At 67.3% G+C, this 17,387-nt stretch carries 17 protein-coding genes; 11 read left to right on the top strand and 6 right to left on the bottom strand.

Annotated features, from left to right (window positions below; translation table 11 throughout):
• Positions 1 to 197: 197 nt before the first annotated feature.
• The 3 genes from LFT45_RS01315 to LFT45_RS01305 all read left to right on the top strand — a co-directional run bounded on the left by LFT45_RS01315 (position 198) and on the right by LFT45_RS01305 (position 3,434).
• Entirely contained in the window at positions 198 to 1,550 is a 1,353-nt protein-coding gene (locus LFT45_RS01315; protein ID WP_236806171.1) for an MFS transporter, read from the top strand.
• Positions 1,551 to 1,696: 146 nt separating this feature from the next.
• Complete coding sequence (locus tag LFT45_RS01310) at positions 1,697 to 2,722, top strand: LacI family DNA-binding transcriptional regulator (RefSeq protein ID WP_236806170.1); 1,026 nt, start codon at positions 1,697 to 1,699, stop codon at positions 2,720 to 2,722.
• Between the two features lie 67 nt (positions 2,723 to 2,789).
• On the top strand, positions 2,790 to 3,434 hold the full coding sequence (locus LFT45_RS01305) for an NADPH-dependent F420 reductase (RefSeq protein ID WP_236806169.1): 645 nt from the start codon (positions 2,790 to 2,792) through the stop codon (positions 3,432 to 3,434).
• Positions 3,435 to 3,508: 74 nt separating this feature from the next.
• Here LFT45_RS01305 and LFT45_RS01300 read toward each other — a convergent pair whose 3' ends face one another.
• Positions 3,509 to 4,531: an ABC transporter substrate-binding protein gene (locus LFT45_RS01300; protein WP_236806168.1), complete on the bottom strand. Its 1,023-nt coding sequence runs from the start codon at positions 4,529 to 4,531 to the stop codon at positions 3,509 to 3,511.
• Between the two features lie 189 nt (positions 4,532 to 4,720).
• On the opposite strand from LFT45_RS01300, the gene LFT45_RS01295 reads away from it, so the two are divergent.
• Both LFT45_RS01295 and LFT45_RS01290 read left to right on the top strand, forming a co-directional pair.
• A complete protein-coding gene (locus LFT45_RS01295) occupies positions 4,721 to 5,335 on the top strand; it encodes a DUF6919 domain-containing protein (protein ID WP_236806167.1) in 615 nt (204 codons plus the stop codon).
• Positions 5,336 to 5,515: 180 nt separating this feature from the next.
• Positions 5,516 to 6,679, top strand: a complete 1,164-nt coding sequence (locus tag LFT45_RS01290) for an ABC transporter substrate-binding protein (RefSeq protein WP_236806166.1) — start codon at positions 5,516 to 5,518, stop codon at positions 6,677 to 6,679.
• Between the two features lie 107 nt (positions 6,680 to 6,786).
• Here LFT45_RS01290 and LFT45_RS01285 read toward each other — a convergent pair whose 3' ends face one another.
• Positions 6,787 to 7,266: a hypothetical protein gene (locus LFT45_RS01285; protein WP_236806165.1), complete on the bottom strand. Its 480-nt coding sequence runs from the start codon at positions 7,264 to 7,266 to the stop codon at positions 6,787 to 6,789.
• A 181-nt stretch (positions 7,267 to 7,447) separates the two neighbouring features.
• The gene (locus tag LFT45_RS01280) at positions 7,448 to 8,164 is read right to left on the bottom strand and encodes a GntR family transcriptional regulator (protein ID WP_236806164.1); all 717 of its coding nucleotides are present in this window, start codon (positions 8,162 to 8,164) and stop codon (positions 7,448 to 7,450) included.
• Positions 8,165 to 8,292: 128 nt separating this feature from the next.
• Here LFT45_RS01280 and LFT45_RS01275 point away from each other — a divergent pair, with 128 nt between their 5' ends.
• The 4 genes from LFT45_RS01275 to nagA are packed head-to-tail and all read left to right on the top strand — an operon-like array spanning position 8,293 to position 13,009.
• On the top strand, positions 8,293 to 9,711 hold the full coding sequence (locus LFT45_RS01275) for a sugar porter family MFS transporter (RefSeq protein WP_236806163.1): 1,419 nt from the start codon (positions 8,293 to 8,295) through the stop codon (positions 9,709 to 9,711).
• Positions 9,711 to 10,730 (top strand): N-acetylglucosamine kinase, encoded by a 1,020-nt coding sequence (locus LFT45_RS01270; protein ID WP_236808770.1) that lies wholly within the window; start codon positions 9,711 to 9,713, stop codon positions 10,728 to 10,730. The genes LFT45_RS01275 and LFT45_RS01270 overlap by 1 nt, the downstream gene beginning before the upstream one ends.
• Before the next feature lie 51 nt (positions 10,731 to 10,781).
• Positions 10,782 to 11,849, top strand: a complete 1,068-nt coding sequence (locus LFT45_RS01265) for an SIS domain-containing protein (protein ID WP_236806162.1) — start codon at positions 10,782 to 10,784, stop codon at positions 11,847 to 11,849.
• A complete protein-coding gene (gene nagA / locus LFT45_RS01260) occupies positions 11,846 to 13,009 on the top strand; it encodes an N-acetylglucosamine-6-phosphate deacetylase (protein ID WP_236806161.1) in 1,164 nt (387 codons plus the stop codon). Before LFT45_RS01265 ends, nagA begins: the two co-directional genes overlap by 4 nt.
• A 30-nt stretch (positions 13,010 to 13,039) precedes the next feature.
• Here the strand turns inward: nagA and LFT45_RS01255 are convergent, their stop codons facing one another.
• On the bottom strand, positions 13,040 to 13,366 hold the full coding sequence (locus LFT45_RS01255) for a PepSY domain-containing protein (protein ID WP_236806160.1): 327 nt from the start codon (positions 13,364 to 13,366) through the stop codon (positions 13,040 to 13,042).
• A gap of 174 nt (positions 13,367 to 13,540) precedes the next feature.
• Between LFT45_RS01255 and LFT45_RS01250 the strand changes: the two genes are divergently transcribed.
• Entirely contained in the window at positions 13,541 to 14,008 is a 468-nt protein-coding gene (locus tag LFT45_RS01250) for an NUDIX domain-containing protein (protein WP_236806159.1), read from the top strand.
• Positions 14,005 to 14,391 (top strand): hypothetical protein, encoded by a 387-nt coding sequence (locus LFT45_RS01245; protein ID WP_236806158.1) that lies wholly within the window; start codon positions 14,005 to 14,007, stop codon positions 14,389 to 14,391. Before LFT45_RS01250 ends, LFT45_RS01245 begins: the two co-directional genes overlap by 4 nt.
• 32 nt (positions 14,392 to 14,423) lie before the next feature.
• Here the strand turns inward: LFT45_RS01245 and LFT45_RS01240 are convergent, their stop codons facing one another.
• Positions 14,424 to 15,335, bottom strand: a complete 912-nt coding sequence (locus tag LFT45_RS01240; RefSeq protein ID WP_236806157.1) for an NAD(P)-dependent oxidoreductase — start codon at positions 15,333 to 15,335, stop codon at positions 14,424 to 14,426.
• A gap of 28 nt (positions 15,336 to 15,363) precedes the next feature.
• A complete protein-coding gene (locus LFT45_RS01235; RefSeq protein WP_236806156.1) occupies positions 15,364 to 17,283 on the bottom strand; it encodes a TRAP transporter large permease in 1,920 nt (639 codons plus the stop codon).
• Between the last annotated feature and the right edge of the window lie 104 nt (positions 17,284 to 17,387).

The following is a 17,387-nucleotide window of genomic DNA, read 5'->3' as shown; positions in this document are numbered from 1 at the left end:
CCTTCCATCGTCATTGATGGGCGACATATGTAGCGCCCTGGGCCAAGCCATCCGGCCTGTATGTTGATCGAGTGTATACGTATACATTTTTTGGCACAAGGGGTTGTTTCCGCTTTTTGCATACGTATACACTGCTATTCACGAGCCAGCCGGTGTGGCTGGGCTCACTGTCCGGACGAAGACAAAGGAGTCTCTACATGAGCGCCCCCGTGACAACACCGGCACCGCCGGCAATCGATCCGAAGATGCGCCGCAAAGCTCTGGTTTCCTCAGTGCTGGGCAGCTGCATCGAGTGGTACGACTTCTACGTGTACGGCGTTGCCGCCGCGATCATCCTGAACAGCCAGTTCTTCCCGCAGGCCAGTCCGTTTGTTGGGATTCTGCTCTCCTTCAGCACGTATGCCATCGGCTTCGCAGCGCGCCCCATCGGCGGCGTCATCTTTGCCCACTTCGGCGACCGCCTGGGCCGGAAGAAAATGCTCATGGCCACGCTGGGCCTGATGGGCGGCGGCACGTTCCTCATCGGCTGCCTACCAAACTTTGCCACAATCGGCATCGCGGCACCGATCCTGCTGGTCCTCCTGCGCATCGTGCAGGGCATCGGGGTCGGCGGCGAGTGGGGCGGGGCCGCCCTGATGGCAACCGAATTTGCCCCGGCCAAGCGACGCGGTTTCTTCGGCTCCTGGCCGCAGATCGGCGTACCAGCGGGAACGCTGCTGGCCAACGGAGCCTTCTACGTCATGGGCTACCTGATCTCGCCCGAGGCTTTTGTGGCATGGGGATGGCGCATCCCGTTCCTCGTCTCCATCCTCCTGGTGGTGCTCTCCTTCTACATCCGCAGCAAGGTGGATGAATCCCCGGCGTTCGAGGAGATCAAGCGCAAGGGTGAGATCGAAAAGATGCCGGTGGTTAAGGTCATCAAGACCCGCCCGCTGACCATCCTCAAAGTCATCATGATGCGGTTCGCCGAGAATGCGAACTACTACATCTACACCACCTTCCTGCTCGCGTACGGTCCCGCAGTACTGCTGGAAAAGAACAGCATCCTGCTGGCAACCATGATCATGGCAGGCCTGGGCATCTTCTCCATCCCGTTCTGGGGCTGGGTTTCGGACCGTTGGGGGCGCCGCTACACGGTCCTCGCGGGAGCAACCACCATGCTCCTGATGGCGTTCCCCTTTTTCTGGGCCGTGCAGACCGGTGACTTCCTGATGCTTTTGCTCGTGCTCATCCTGACCTGCAACGTGGGCCGCGACCTCTGCTACTCCGTGGAACCCGCCTACTTCACCGAACTCTTCGAGCCTAAGCTCCGCTACTCGGGAGCATCGGTTGGCCCTCAGGTGGCCGCCGTCTTCGCCGGTGGCTTCGCACCACTGATCGCCACCGCACTGGTCGGCCCGGACTTCGACCGGTACTGGCTGGTCGCGCTCTACATGATCGTGACGTCCGTCATCACCATCGCCGGTGCGCTTTGGTCTCCGGAGACGGCGCCCCGCGTCCGGCTACGTCGAGGCCTGAGTGCCGAGCACGATCCCACGACGGGCCGGTAGCCACCTCTTCCACTGTGCCGCCGGTGGCCTGCATTCCGCAGGGACCGGCGGTGCAGGCTTGGGACATTGGCTAGTCTGAAACAACAAACCAAAGCATCCGCAACACGCCGGCGCCAGGCGCGGCAGATAGCAAGGAGATTGCCCCGATGGTCACAAGCCGCGACGTGGCAGAGCTGGCGGGCGTATCGCAGGCCACGGTGTCCCGGGTGATGTCCTCCCCCGCGAAGCTGTCTCCTGCCACCCGCGCCCGTGTCCAGGCGGCCATGGAAACGCTGGGCTATGTGCCCCACGCCGGCGCGCAGGCCATGAAAACAAGACGGACCAACACCATCGGCGTGGTGGTCGCTGACCTGACCAACCCGTTCTACCCGGAGGTTCTCGACGAACTCAGCCGGGAGCTGGACACCGCAGGCTTCCGTGTCGTGATCTGGAACGCGGGCGGCGGCAGTCACCACGATGCGCTCAAAGCCATCCGGGAACACGCAGTCGACGGCGTCATCTTTACGACGGCAACAGAAGATTCCGTCGAGCTGCAGGCAGCCATTGAGAAGAAGAGCCCGATCGTTCTGATCAACCGCGTGGTGGAGGGCCTGCACTGCGACCAGGTCACCAGCAGCAACACCGAGGGCGGTGCCGCCGTCGCCGACTACCTCCTGGATAACAGCAGGACCCGGGTGGCCTTCATCGGCGGTGCCGAAAACGCCAGCACGTCACGTGAGCGCGCCAAGGGCTTCCTGGACAGGATGGCCGAGCGGGGCCACGGCGTTCCGGAACACTTCCGCTTCCACGGAGGGTTCTCCCACGACGTCAGCGCGCAGGTCATGAACCGCCTGCTTGCCCGCGCCGACAGGCCCCAGGCCGTCTTTTGCGCCAACGATCTGATGGCCTTCGGCGCCCTCGACGCGCTGCAGGCCAACCGGATTCCGGCGCAGGACTGTTGGGTCATCGGGTACGACGACGTCGACATGGCGGCTTGGGATTCGTTCAGCCTCACCACCGTGCGCCAGCCCAGCCGCGAAATGGCACGCGTGGGAGCCCGGATGCTGCTGGAGCGCATCCATGCGCCGGGGGAGCCGCCGCGGAGGGTGAATTTTCCATGCGACTTGATCGTCCGCGGCAGCACCGGCCTCGCCGAGGCGGCTGCCCGGCCTATTGATTTTGTTGGAGATTGAAGTAACGTCGCCCACCTAGACATGGATTTCCTAACCCCTGGATTGACCCCCTGGAAGGAAGAACACAATGGCTGACGTCACCATCATCGGAACCGGCAACATGGCCCGGGGACTGGCCACCCGCGCCATCGCGGGCGGCAAGAGCGTCCAGCTGCTGGCGCACGGGGACAAGGCCAAGGCCGAGGCCCTCGCGGCCGAGCTTGGGGGCCAGGTGACCGCAGGCGTGGTGGGCGACGACCTTAGTGGTGCCATTGTGATCCCCGCCGTCTACTTCGATCCGGCCAAGGACGTCGTCGCCAGGTACGGCAGTGCACTGGACGGCAAGGTGTACGTGGACATCACCAATCCGGTGGACACGTCCACCTACGAAGGCCTCAGTGTCCCCGACGGCAGTTCAGGGGCGGAAGAGCTCCAGAAATCCACCGGGGCCAAAGTGGTGAAGGCCTTCAACACCACCTTCGCCGGGACGCTTGTCGCCGGCGACGTCGCAGGCCAGCAGCTCGACGTCCTCATCGCGGGCGACGACGAGGACGCCGTGCGGGCCGTCGCGGACTTCGCCTCGGCAGGCGGCCTCCGGCCGATCGTCGTCGGGCCCCAGCGACGCGCCCGGCAGTTGGAGCAGGCCGGATTCCTCCACATCCTGCTCTCGGCCAACAACCAGTTGCCGGAGTTCCAGTGGAACTCCGCACTCAAGGTGGTTCCGGGCGCCTAAAACCCCATCGGCTGCTCCGCAACCGCCGTTTTCGGGCCTGATAAGGGCAGTTACGGAGCAATCGATTCCGGGGTTTAGCTCTTGGGCAGGCCCGCCGGGTTCAGTTCCGACTTGGCCACGGCCTCCGCCGACAGGCCCCAGCGGTCCAGGATCTTGCCGTAGGTGCCGTCCTCAATCAGGTGGTTCAGGCCGGCCTCCGCGGCGGCGGCGAAGCCGTTGCCCTTCTTGGTGGTGGCGGCGATGCTCGCCTTCAGCGGCCAGCCGCCGTCCACGAGGCCCACCAATTTGGTCTTCTCGTCTGTGGCGGCCTTGTAGGCGGCCGTGGCGTTGGGCCCGAACGTCAGGTCCGCACGGCCGGACTGCAGCGCGAGGTTCGAGGCGGAGTCGTCGTCGTAGTACTGGAACTCGACCGGCTTCAGCCCCTTGGCCTTGTTCTCCTCGTCCCAGCGCAGCAGGATCGACTCCTGGTTGGTGCCCGAGCCGACAATGACGCGCTTGCCGGCCACGTCCGGGGCGGATTCGACCTTGGTGATGTCGCTGCCGCTCTTGGCGTAGAAGCCGAGCTTGTCGTCCCGGTAGCTGGCGAAATCGAACTTGAGCTTGCGCTCCTCCGTCACGGTGACGTTGGAGAGGACAGCCTCGTACTTGCCCGATTCGACGCCGAGGGGCCAGTCCGCCCAGGCGGTGGGAACGATCTCGGCTTCCAGCCCCAGCGTCTGGGCCAGTGCGACGGCGATGTCCACCTCGTTGCCCACCGGCGTCTTGTTGTCGGTGGCGTAAACGGCCAGCGGCGGCGCGAACGGGCTGACCGCCACGGTCAGCTTTCCGTCCTTCTTGATCGACTCGGGAACCAGCGCCGCAGCCGTCTGGTCCACGGTGACGGGAAACCGGTCCTGTTCGGGCGTGAGGTTGAAGGTCTTGGCTGATGACGTGGCGGTGTTGGTGGTGGCCGGCGCGTCCGCGGACGCCGCGGCCCCGGGATCGGAGCAGGCGGAAAGCGCCAGCAGGCTGGTCGCGGCGAGGGCCAGGCCCACCGCCGGCTTGAGTGCGCCCGCACGGGACTTTGGAGTGTGGGACTTGAGAGACTGACGGACCATGGTTGCCCCTTGGAAAGTAGCGATGGAAGGAGTTGATGCGAAGGTTGTGGCAGCAACTATCCGGCAGCAAAAAAGCGGCGGTCAAAGCGCGGGGAAACCGGAAGATACACGGCGTAACCGCGATTCACACGGCGTTCGAAGGCGTCATTCGCCCTGCCCAACAGCCCAGTTCCGCGCCTAGCATCGAGTATGAGCGATCAATTCACCACCGAACGTGACGGCTACGGCAGGCTCCTGGCAGACCGCGAAGTATGGCGGCAGGCGGGCACCCTGGCCGCCGCCGGGGAGCTGACCGCACGGTGGCTGGAGGGCACCAGCGAATACCAGCCCGGAACCCTGGCCCCGCGCTTCGATGACGAGACCCTGCCCATCGCCGGCCGGCTGGCTGAGCTCAACCGCAACGGACTGTTCACGAAGGAATCCCAGCCTGGCCTCGGCCCCGAGGCGGGCCATGCCCAGCGCGAGTACGTCACCGGTTTCTGCTCCGCGGAGTCGGCGGCCCTCCTGCTGCGGCTGTCCGCCGAGACGGAACTCATTGCCATCGTCCACGCCCCGGGGGAGGTCAGCCAGGCCTCCGTGCCGGTCACGCTGCACGACGGCGAAGTGGTCACTGTTTTGGGAAGCAGCGAAAGTCCGGTCGAATCGGAGCAGATCCAGGACTGGGCTCGCGAGAGCAACGAAACCCTCGCCCTCCTGCTGTCCGATTCCTGGTACGTCGAGCTCCTCGACCCGGTCTGGGGCCGGCAGCGGCACCTTTTGCCCGCCGTCCTGGAAACCCTGAAGTCCGCCCCGGACGAGCTGTAAGCCCCCGGTTTTTGACGTTCCGCGACTCCTGATGAAGCTCTAAGACGCCCAGCATGAACGATTACGACGCCGGGTGAACGCCTGCGTCGGTAGCCATTGTGGCCGCCGGAGGCGCCTCCGTAATCTCAATCCAACGCGCAGCGCCATCCCCTCCGCTCCATCATCCAAAAGGAAAACGTCATGTCTTCGTCTAACGAAAACCCGGGCTCCACCCGGATCGCCGCGGGCCAGCCCGCCGGCCGGAAGCGCCCCAGCGGGCTCAAGATCGGTATCGCCGCCGGCATCCTTGCGGTGCTCGGCGCAGGCGTCGCCGTCGCCACTACGGCGGCCAACAGCTCCGCCCCGGGTTCCGCCACCGCGGCCGCAGCCACCAGCCCTGCTACCGAACTGAAACTGGGGTACTTCGGGAACATCACCCACGCCACCGCGCTGGTGGGCGTCCAGAAGGGCTTCATCGGGAAGGAGCTCGGCGGCACCAAGTTGACCACGCAGGTATTCAACGCCGGCCCGGCCGCCATCGAGGCGCTGAACGCCGGCGCGATCGACGCCACCTACATCGGCCCGAACCCGGCCATCAACTCGTTCGTCAAGAGCAAGGGTGAATCCATCAACATCATCGCCGGGGCAGCCTCCGGCGGCGCCCAGCTGGTGGTCAAGCCGGAGATCACGACCGCCGCTGACCTCAAAGGCAAGACCCTGGCCTCCCCGCAGCTCGGCGGCACCCAGGATGTGGCGCTCCGCGCCTGGCTCGGCAAGCAGGGTTACAAGACCAACACCGACGGCGGCGGGGACGTTACCATCAACCCGACCGAGAACGCCCAGACGCTGAAACTGTTCCAGAACGGCAAGCTCGACGGCGCGTGGCTGCCCGAGCCGTGGGCCTCCCGTCTGGTGCTCCAGGCCGGGGCGAAGGTCCTGGTGGACGAGAAGGACCTGTGGGACGGGTCGCTGACCGGAAAGCCCGGCGAGTTCCCCACCACCATCCTCATCGTGAACAAGAAGTTCGCCGCCGAGCACCCGCAGACGGTCGAGGCCCTGCTCAAGGGCCACGTCGAGGCCGTGAAGTGGCTCAACGACACCCCGGCCGCGGAAAAGGCCACGGAAGTGAACGCCGCCCTGAAGGAAGCTGCCGGCAAGGCACTCCCTCAGGAGGTCATCGACCGCTCCCTGAAGAACATCGTGTTCACGGTGGACCCGCTGGCCGGAGCGTTCAAGAAGCTGCTGCAGGACGGTGTGGACGCAGGCACCACCAAGCAGGCCGACATCAACGGCATCTTCGACCTGACCAAACTGAACGAGGTCACCGGCGACAAGACCTCTGCCTCAGGGCTGGGCAAGGAGTAACCCGGCAAGACAGACCAAGAGGATCCGGCGGGAACATTCCCGCCGGATCCTCTTGGTTTTAAGTCGTAGCCCTAGACAGCGCGAGCCCGCGGCAGCGTCGGTCCTAGTTACAGCGCCGTGGAATAGTCCGCCGAATACTCAGGTGCCGAGTACTCCGGCACCGCCGAATACTCGGGCACGGCGTCAGGGTCCTCCGCATTTTTCAGGGCGTAGTGAAAGACCATCCCGGCCGGGCTCTCCTGGCTTCCGACGTACTCGGCGGCAGCCCATTCCCCGCTGGCCACCGCCCCTGCCCAGGCATGGGCCTCCTCCCAGTGGACGGCGGAGGCCACCCGGCCGGGCTGCACGCTAAGGGACACGGCAACCCGCACCGAAGGTGCGCCGCCGGAGGACCGCGGGCAGGTGAAGCCGACGATGTCCACGGAAACTCCCGGGGTGGCAAGGCACGCCCGCCGGGCCATGGTGGTGGCTGCCGCGTCCAGGCCGGAACCGATGTCCTGCCGCGCCAGTGCGTGCATCTGGCTGCGGAAAGTGCTCAGTTCCGCGCTGCACTGCGTCCTGATCCTGTGAACCAAAGCTGTGATCATGTCCCCCTCGATCCAGGGAGGGCGTTGCGCCGCCCCGTCGCTGATTATGGACTTACACAACCACCGGGTAACTTGCTTCACAACGCCTGGCGACACCCGCCGTCGTGCAAGGCAACAGTGCTTCACTTTCCGCAGTGGGGCGTAATAAAGGGAAGCGCCGAGCGCAGGAGACCCGCCCCCGTTAGACGTGCATCCGCGCCACGAAGCGGAACCTGTCCCCCCGGAACACCGACTCGGTCCACTCCACGGGCTGCCCGTCCGGGGTGAAGCCGAGCCGGTGGACCAACAGCATGGGGGCGCCCATTTCGACGTCGAGGAGCTGCACATCGGCCGGTCCGGCCAGCTTCGTCTCCACGGTGTCCTCCACCTCGGCGATCCGGATTCCGTAGTCCTCGCGGAGGGCGGCGTACAAGGAGCCGCGCTCCGCCACTGTCCGCGCCAGATCCGGCAGCGGCCCCGCAAGGAACGCAACCTCATGCGCCAGCGGCTCGCCGTCAACCAGCCTGATGCGCTCCACCCGGTGAATGTCCGTTCCCGGCTCCACCGCCAGGCGCCGTGCCGTGGCCGGGTCGGCCGGGAGTACGCTCACGTCCACGATCCGGGCCGCAGCCGTGAGGCCCTGGCTCGCGGCGTCGTCGGAAAAGGACGTGAGCTGGCGGACGTGCGTCACCTTCGGCGGTGCCACGTACGTCCCCCGCCCCTGCGTCCGGTCCAGGCGGCCCTCTGCCACCAGCTCGCCGATGGCCTGCCGGACGGTGGTGCGGGAAGTCCCGTACTGCTCGGCGAGCGCGCGTTCGGTGGGGATCAGCGTTCCGGGCGCCGCGTCCTCGATGAGGGTGAGGATCTGCTCCTTGAGTACGTAGTACTTGGGCAGGGCAGCGGCCGCGGAGGATTCCATGAATCTGATGGTACCTATTGACACGAAAATTGGTCTAGGCCAAAATAGTGGAAATTGGTTTACACCAATTCCGGTTAGCATCCGTTCCGGACCGCCAACTCCCCCAACCCACTTCCAAGGACCCAAAGATGTCGTTCCTGCAAGACCTGCGCCAGACACCGCGCCTCGGCCTCCTGGTCGGCGGCACCGCCGCCACCATCGGCATAATCTACGGCTACGATCTGTCGAATATCGCCGGCGCCCTGCTGTTCATCACCAAGGAGTTCCAGCTCTCCACCAGCCAACAGGAGCTGGTGACCACCGCCGTCGTCGTCGGTGAGGTCCTGGGTGCCGTCCTGGGCGGCTGGCTCGCCAACAAGGTGGGCCGCAAGGCCTGCATGGTGGGCGTGGCCGGGGCCTATGCGGCGTTCGCCGTGCTCAGCGCCCTTGCCGCTGATGTGCCCATGCTGCTCGTGGCCCGCCTGCTCCTGGGCCTGACCATCGGCATATCCGTGGTGGTGGTCCCCGTCTTCGTGGCGGAGTCAGCGCCGCCGAAAGTGCGCGGCGCCCTCCTCGTCGCCTACCAGGTGGCCACTGTGATCGGCATCATCATCGGGTACCTGGCCGCCTACGTCCTGTCCGCCACCGAAAACTGGCGGCTGATGCTGGGCCTCGCCGCCGTCCCGGCCCTCGCGGTCCTCGCCGTCACCTTCCGCCTCCCCGACACCGCCCGCTGGTACATGATGCGCGGACGCACCGAAGAGGCCCGCCGCACCCTCAGCTCGATCGAGCCGGATGCCGACGTCGACGCCGAACTGGCGGACATGCGCCAGGCCATCAGCGAAGAGCGCGGCGGCGGCCTGCGCGAGATGCTCCGCTCGCCGTACCTGAAGGCGACAGTGTTCGTCGTCGGCCTCGGCTTCTTCATCCAGATCACCGGCATCAACGCCGTGGTCTATTACAGCCCCCGGATCTTCGAGGCCATGGGCTTCACGGGCAACGCCGCCCTCCTGCTGCTGCCCGCGCTGGTGCAGGCCGCTTCCCTGGTGGCGGTGTTCGTCTCGCTGTCCCTGGTGGACCGGGTGGGCCGGCGCCCCATCCTGCTCGGCGGCATCGGCATGATGATCGTGGCCAACGCCATCCTGGTGGGCGTCTTTATGGCAGGACGCGACTTCGGCGGAATACTGACCGTGGTCGGCTTCCTCGGGGTTCTGCTGTTCACCGTGGGCTTCACGTTCGGCTTCGGCGCGCTGGTGTGGGTCTACGCAGGTGAGTCGTTCCCCGCCCGGCTGCGTTCCCTGGGCGCCAGCGCCATGCTGACCTCGGACCTCGTGGCCAACGTGATCGTCGCGGCGTTCTTCCTGACCATGCTGCAGCGGCTCGGCGGTGCCGGCACGTTCGCGGTGTTCGGTGCCCTGGCCATCGCGGGCTTCGTCTTCGTCCACCGCCTGGCCCCCGAAACCAAGGGCCGGAACCTCGAGGAAATCCGCCACTACTGGGAAAACGGTGCCCGCTGGCCGGAAGCCACCGGCAACAATGACAGCAGCAGCACGCCGGCGGCCAAGTGATGCGGCGCGTCCTCGGCCCGGACCGTGTCCTTGGTTTGGACCGTGTCCTTGGTTTGGATATCGGCGGCTCCAAGACGCACGCCATTCTGGCGGACGCTGTTGCGGCAGGCACCGTACCAACGGACGACGGCGGCGGCGCACCGCTCGTTCAGAGCGTCGCCGAGTGCACGGTGGGCAGTGCGAACATCGCCTCCGTCGGGGAAGAGGAAGCCGCCGCAGCGCTGGACGACCTCGCCGCCCGGCTCGGCATCGGTGACCCTGTGAACCACGGAGTACACACCGTGTTTGCCGGGGCCGCTGGAGCGGACACGCCCGCCGCCCGGGAACGGCTGACCGGCCTCCTCTCCCGGCGCTTCCCGGGAGCCCGGATCCGGGTGGACCACGACACCCGCATCATCCTCGCCGCCGGTGGCCTGACCTCGGGCACCGTCCTGATCTCCGGCACCGGCTCCGCCGCGTGGGCAAAGGCCGCCGACGGCCGGGAAGCCCGGGCCGGAGGCTGGGGTTACCTGCTCGGCGACGAAGGCAGCGGCTACGCCGTGGCCCGCAGCGCGGTCCGCAACGCCCTGCAGGAATCCGACGCCGGCCTGCCCGCCGGGCCCTTGACGTCCCAGCTTCTGGCTCAGACCGGAGCCGCGGAACCCGCTGGGCTCCTGGATCTGTTCTACAGCCGGCCGGAGCGCCGGTACTGGGCCGGGTTGGCCGGGACCGTGTTCGGCCTCGCCGCCACGGACCCCGCGAGCGCCGCCATCGCCGACGACGCCGCCCGGCATCTCGCCCGCTTGGCCCTGACCGTGAACCGGAGGCTGGGCACCATGCCGGAAAATGCCCCGGTGCTGCTGGCCGGCGGGATGCTGGTCAACCAGCCGTCGTTGGCCACCCGGGTGCGCGAGCTGCTGGCAGACAACGGCCTCACCCACGTCCGCGTACTCGACCGCTCCCCCGCCTGGGGCGCCGTGGAGTTGGCCAGCCAGCTTGCCGACGCACCAAGCCGGCCTGCCAGCCCGATCCGCGCCTGACCCCTTTCACTTTCCCCATAACCCCTAACCCATTGATCCCCAAGGAGACCCATGACCGCCCAGCGCACCGAAACCACCGCCATCTCACCCCGTCCCGGTTCCCTGATGGCCGCCGAAATCCTGGAACAGCCGGAGGCGCTCGCCCGGCAGCTTGAGCACGGGCGCCCCGCCATCACCCGGCTGGCCGCCACCCTCCGGGACGCAGACATCAAGTACGTGCTCCTGGCCGCGCGCGGCACCAGCGACCACGCGGCCCTGTACGCGAAGTACCTCATCGAGACGGTGCTGGGGCTGCCGGCCGGGCTGGCATCGCCGTCGAGCCTCACGGTGTACGGCGCGGAACCGCGGATGGACGGGGTGCTGTGGCTGGCGGTCAGCCAGTCCGGCGGCTCCCCGGACCTGGTGGACTCCACCGCCGCTGCCGCCCGGGGCGGTGCCCTCACCGTGGCCGTCACAAATGCGCCGTCCTCACCGCTGGCGGCTGCCGCCCGGCACCACCTGGACATCCTTGCCGGGCCGGAGGGCGCCGTGGCCGCAACCAAGAGCTACACGTCGCAACTGCTGGCGCTGTGGCTGCTGGTTGACGCGTGGGCCGGAGGAAACGGCGCGGAAGCGGCGGACCTGCCGCGTCTCGGCGCGGATGTGCTGGCCCGGCCGGAGATACTGGAGGTTGCAGACCGCTACCGCTTCGTGAACCACATTGTCACCACGGGACGCGGCTTCTCCTACCCCACCGCACGGGAGGCGGCACTGAAACTGATGGAAACGTCCTACCTGGCCGCCCACGCCTTCTCCGGCGCGGACCTGCTGCATGGCCCCTTTGCCATGATCGACGCCGACCGGCCGGTCATCGCCGTCGCTTCCCCCGGCGCCGGCGGCCGCGCCCTGCACCCCGTGCTGGACCGGCTGGCCGAACGGGGCGCGGATGTCTGCCTCGTGGGCGACGCAGGAGCGGCCCGTCCGCTGAACCACGTGGTGCCGTTGCCGGCAGTCCACGAGCAGCTCTCGCCGATCCTGGAGATCATGCCCCTGCAGCGGCTGGCGCATGCGATGGCGTCAGCCCGCCACCTGGACCCGGACGCTCCCCGAGGCCTGCGCAAGATCACGGAAACCTGGTGAGTCCGACGCTCATTTCTGCTTCCCGGGTCATCCTGCCCAGTGACACTAAAACGGGTGACGCTAAAACCAGCGCCGTGCTGGAGCCCGGCTGGGTGGAGACCGACGGCGGCCGGATCACCGCGGCCGGTCCCGGGCTGCCGCCGCGGGAGCCCGACGCCGATTTTCCGGATGCCACCCTCGCCCCGGGCTTCGTGGACGCCCACATCCACGGTGGCGGCGGCTCCAGCTTCAACGACGCCGACCCCGCTGCCGCCGCGGTCCGCATTGCCGGGGTGCACCGCTCCCACGGCACCACCACCCTGATGGCCAGCCTGGTCACGGCCCCGCTCACCCAGCTTGAGAAGGCGGTGGCCGTACTGGCCCCCCTGGTGGAGGAGGGCGTTCTGGCCGGGATCCATTTGGAGGGCCCCTGGCTCAGCCCCGACCACCGGGGCGCCCACGCTGAGGATCTTCTGCTCGCCCCGGAACCGGCGGCCATCGACCGGCTGATGCTGGCCGGGCGGGGCACCGTCCGAATGGTCACCATCGCGCCGGAACTGGAAGGCGGCCTGGCCGCCGTACGGCAGATCACCGGCTACGGCGCCGTCGCGGCCATCGGCCACACGGGTGCCGGCTACGACCTGGCGCGCCAGGCGATTGCGGCCGGGGCCACCGCCGGGACGCACGTGTTCAACGCAATGCGGCCGCTGCACCACCGGGAGCCCGGCCCCGCACTGGCGCTGCTGGAGGACCCCACGGTGTTTGCCGAGGTGATAGCCGACGGCGTGCACCTCCACCCGTCGCTGGTCCGCTTCATTGCCGCCAGCCCGGCGCGGGCCGTCCTCGTCACCGACGCCATGGCGGCGGCCTGCGCGCAGGACGGCAGGTACCGGCTGGGAGGGCTGGACGTCCAGGTGTCCGACGGCGAGGCGCGCCTGGTCAGCGACGGCACCATCGCCGGCAGCATCCTCACGCTGGATGCGGCGGTGCGGCACGCTGTCCACGACGCTGGCATCCCGCTCGCCGATGCCGTCCGCGCGGCCAGCCAGAATCCGGCGGACATGCTGGGGCTGTCCGACGTCGGACGCATTGAGGCCGGCCGGAAGGCGGACCTGGTGGTTCTCACGGCGGATCTTGAGGTGGCCGCCGTGATGAAGGCAGGCGAATGGCTCGCTGGCTGAGCCCTGCTGCTGGTTGAGCGGCGCTGGTCGCTAGTCGTCCAGGCTCTGGCTCAGAACCTGGAAGTTGGGACCGATGTTAACTTCCACCTCGGACCCGTCGCTCTTGCGGATTTCTACCTCGTAGGAGGAACCGGCGTCGTCGCCCCGTTCGACCTCGGTGACCTGTCCGGGGCCGACTTTGGCCATTGCGGCGTCGACGGCTTTGTCGCGGTCGGTCTGGTTCAGCGGCTGCTGGGTGCCGCCGTTGCCCGTTGTGTCATCATCGAAGGGATTCACGGAAGCCGCAGCCACCGACGCGCCCCCCAACGCCGCCGCAGCGACCGCTGCTCCGATGATCCACGCTGTTCTCTTGCGCACGGCAGACTCCTTTCTCATCGTTTTCTCCAGTGTCCCCCTGCGAAGGGAACGGGACAAGGAGCGTTCTTTAGCCGCCGTCGGCGTATGCCTGCCGAGCCAGGCCTGCAGGAGCCGGCCCTAGAGGGCGACGCTCTTTGCCGGCGCCCGGGGGTAGCCTTGGGGCAGGAGGGCAACATGGCGGTCAGGAGTGCAGGCCTTCTGCTGTACCGGCAGAACAGCGGGGCGGAAGTGGAAGTGTGGATCGCCCACATGGGCGGCCCCTTCTGGGAGCGCAAGGATGAGCGCGCCTGGTCGATTCCCAAGGGCGAGTACCCCGAAGGGGAGGATCCACTGGCGGCGGCACAGCGCGAGTTCGCCGAGGAAATGGGGGTCCCGGCGCCCGCCGCGGAGTACGTGCTGCTCGGCACCTTCCGGCAGCCCTCGGGCAAGCTCATCACGGCATTCACGGCCGAGTCCGCCTTCAAGCCCGAGAAAATCCTGAGCAACACATTTCCGCTGGAGTGGCCCAAGGGCTCAGGAACGGTCCAGCACTTCCCCGAGATCGATCGTGCCGAGTGGATCAGTGAATCCGAAGCACGAGTGAAGCTCGTCAAGGGCCAGCTGCCAATCCTCGACGCGCTGCTCGAGCACCTCGGGGCATGACGCCGCTGAGATCGGCATACGTGCATCTGGCCACGGTCACCATGGACGCGGCCCAGGACGGCATGCCAGCGCCCGATACTGCCGCCCTCAGCGCGGCGGTTACCCTCGAGCTGTGCGGAAGCTGGGACCACCCGCCGCCCTGCCCGCTTGCGCCGCACCATACCCGGCCTGAGCAAAACGGTGACATCGTCACGCTGCGGATCATCTTCGCCACCGAACCGGCGAATGAGGCCCTGGTCCGCAGCCGCATTGACGGCGCCCTACGCCGGGGAAGCCTTACCGGCCCGGATGGGCGTACCAGCCATTGGGCGTTACTGGGCGGCGGCCCCGGCATGCTCGACCCTTCCGAGACCGAGCACGCCCGGCGCCTTACCGATTCCTGAGACGCCGCTCACCTGCCGTTATCCTGACTGGCCTATCCTGCCTGCCCCAGGACAGTCCGGTAGATCCCGGTGTGGTCCAGGTCGCCGTCGCCTGCGTCCACCATAAGCTCGAAGGCGTTGCGGACGCTGGCGGAGAGAGGAAGCTTCAGCCCGCTGTCCTTGGCGATCTCGGCGATGAAGTTCAGGTCCTTCAGCTGGTTTTTCGCAGACCCGCCGCCCTCGAAGTCCCCGTCGATCCAGCGCTGCCCCTTCTGCCGGAGGACTTCAGAATTCGCCAGGCCGCCGGCCAGGATGGACTGCACCTTTCCAAGATCCAGCCCGGTGGCGGTCGCCACGGCCATTGCCTCGGCCAGCGCCGTAACGGTGGCGGACACGACGATCTGGTTGCAGGCCTTGACCGTGGACCCCGCACCGGCCTCACCAAACCAGACCACCGTGGAACTGTAGAGCTCGAAGAGCGGCAGGAGGCGCCGCACGGTGTCGCGCGGTCCTCCGGCCATGGTGCTCAGCCGGCCCTCCTCGGCTCCGATGGTGCCGCCGCTGAGCGGCGCGTCCACCACCGTCACCCCGTACCGGCTCCGGCAGTCCTCGGCGAACCGGGCCACGGCCACCGGGGACACTGTCCCGTGTATGACCAGGACAGGGTCCTCGATGCCGGCCGCCTTCCACCCGGTCAGCAGCCCGTCCGGACCAGGCAGTAGGTCGGCGACCTGCGGCAAGTCCGGCAGGACGGTCAGGACGACGCCGGCCGCAGCCTCCGCCGGGGTGCCGGCCACCTGTCCCCCGCCGATGGCCCTGGCCTTTTCCGCGGTGCGGTTCCAGAGCGTCAGGGGAACGCCGGCGGCCAGGATGTTGCGGGCGATCGGGGCGCCCATCGGGCCGGTGCCCAGCAGGGCGACGGACGGTGGAACTTCGGGCGTCGCCTGATTTTCGGTGTCTGTCACTGCTTTGTGTGTCACTGTGCTCACGTCGTTAGAAGGGGATCAGGCCGGCCATGGCGGGCAGGAAGGTGCTGAACCACGGAACGGCGGCAAGCACCAGCAGCCCGATGAACACCGCGATGAGGTACGGCCAGAAGTGCTTGAGGCTCTTTTCCACGGTCTCGAGGCCGGTTGCGCAGGCGACGTAGAAGCCGACACCGGCCGGCGGAGCGAATGAACCGATGCCCATGGAGATGATCAGCACCATGGCGTACTGCACCGGGTTGACGCCGAATTCGGTGGCGATGGGCAGGAGCAGCGGCGCGAAGATCAGGACGGCGGGCAGGCCTTCGAGCAGCTGGCCCATGATGATCAGCAGCACGATGGTGAACAGCATGAAGAGCAGCGGTGAGTCGCCCAGGCCGGACATGAGGTCATGGATCTGCTGGGATACCCCGGCCAGGGCAAGGGTCTGGGCGAGCGGTGAGGCTGCCGCGATGATGAACAAAACCATGCCCGCCGTCGTCGTGGTTTCCCGGAGGGTATCGCCCAGCAGCCGCTTGCTGCCGCGGCGGTAGGCGGCGGCGAGCACGAAAGCGTAGGCGACGGCGACGGAGGACACCTCAGTGGGGGTGGCGAAGCCGCTGAGGATGCCCACCACCATGCCGACCGGAAGCAGCAGCGTAGGGATGGCGAAGAACGTGGCCGAGCCGCGCGCACGCCAGGTGGCCTTCGGGCTGGCGACGCCGCCTTGCTTCTTTGCGCGGAGGAAGACGAGCGCCATGACCACGAGGGCCAGGAAGGCGGCCGGAACGAAGCCGGCGAGGAACAGCGTGGTGGTGGAGATCGTGGTGATGGAGCCCATGATGAGCAGGACGATGCTCGGCGGGATGGTCTCACCCATGATGGCCGAGGCGGACAGCACCGCCACCACCTCGCCGCGCGGGTACTTCCGTTCCTCAAGCATGCCGCGCATGGTGGTGCCCACGGCGGCGACGTCCGCAACCTTGGAGCCGGAAATGCCGGAGAAGATGTACATGGTCACGACAACAACCTGCAGCAGGCCGCCCCGCAGGTGCCCGATGAGCGCATCCACCAGCTTGGCGAGCGGCAGGGTCAGGCCGGCGGAGTTCATGACGGTTCCCGCGAGGATGAAGAACGGAATGGCCAGCAGCACGAAGCCCTTGGCCCCCGACGCCATGCCGATCGGGATGGCGCTGACTTCAGAGATCCCGCCCAGGTAGAGGTAGATGCCGGACGCCAGTGCGAGGACGAATGCGATGGGCAGGCCAAGGAACAGCAGTGCGAACAGTGCAACCAGAACCACGCCGAGGAGGAGGTTGGGCGACGCGTAGTAGAACAGCGGCTGGGACAGGATAACGACGGCGGCCAGGGCGGCGGTGATGCCCGCTGCCACCAGGACGGCGCGGCGCGGCTGGCGCCAGAGCTTCAGGACGGCGAACCAGGCAATGAGCACCATGCCGATGGAGAAGGGCAGCGAAACCCAGAACACCGGCAGCTGGAGGATCGGGGTCTTTTCCTCGAGCTGCTGGACCAGGGTGGGAACGAAGAGCGCAAAGGCGCCCGCACTCATGACGAAGACGAGGCAGTCGACGAGGGCCGCCAGGTACGGCTTCCAGTGTGCCGGAAGCCGCATGATCAGGGCCTGGACGGCCATGTGCGCACCCTTGGGATAGGCGATCGCGCCACCGATGAAGGCGATGGTCAGCAGCGCAATTTCAGACACTTCCTGGGTCCAGAGCACAGAGTCACCCGTGGCGACCCTGACCGCGATGTTCAGCAGGATCACGACGAGCTCGGCGAGGATCGCCGCGCCTACGGTCCATTTCAGGGCCTTGTCCAGCCAGACCGCTCCGCTCCAGCGCGGCGCGACGTGCCCGTGGTGAAGGATCTCTTCCGCATCAGACGGAAGGACCTCTTCGAGTTCCTTGGGGGCGAGTGTATGTTCCATGTTTTTCCAGACTGTCATCGTTGAGAGCGGGATGCTGAGTGCGGGGATGTTGTTTAGGGGATGGTGTTCGAGGGCCGGGGCGCCGGAGGGCGCTCCGGCCCTCG

This window comes from Arthrobacter sp. FW305-BF8, from assembly GCF_021789315.1.
Lineage (GTDB): Bacteria > Actinomycetota > Actinomycetes > Actinomycetales > Micrococcaceae > Arthrobacter.
This window is presented reverse-complemented; position numbering and strand designations above follow the sequence as displayed.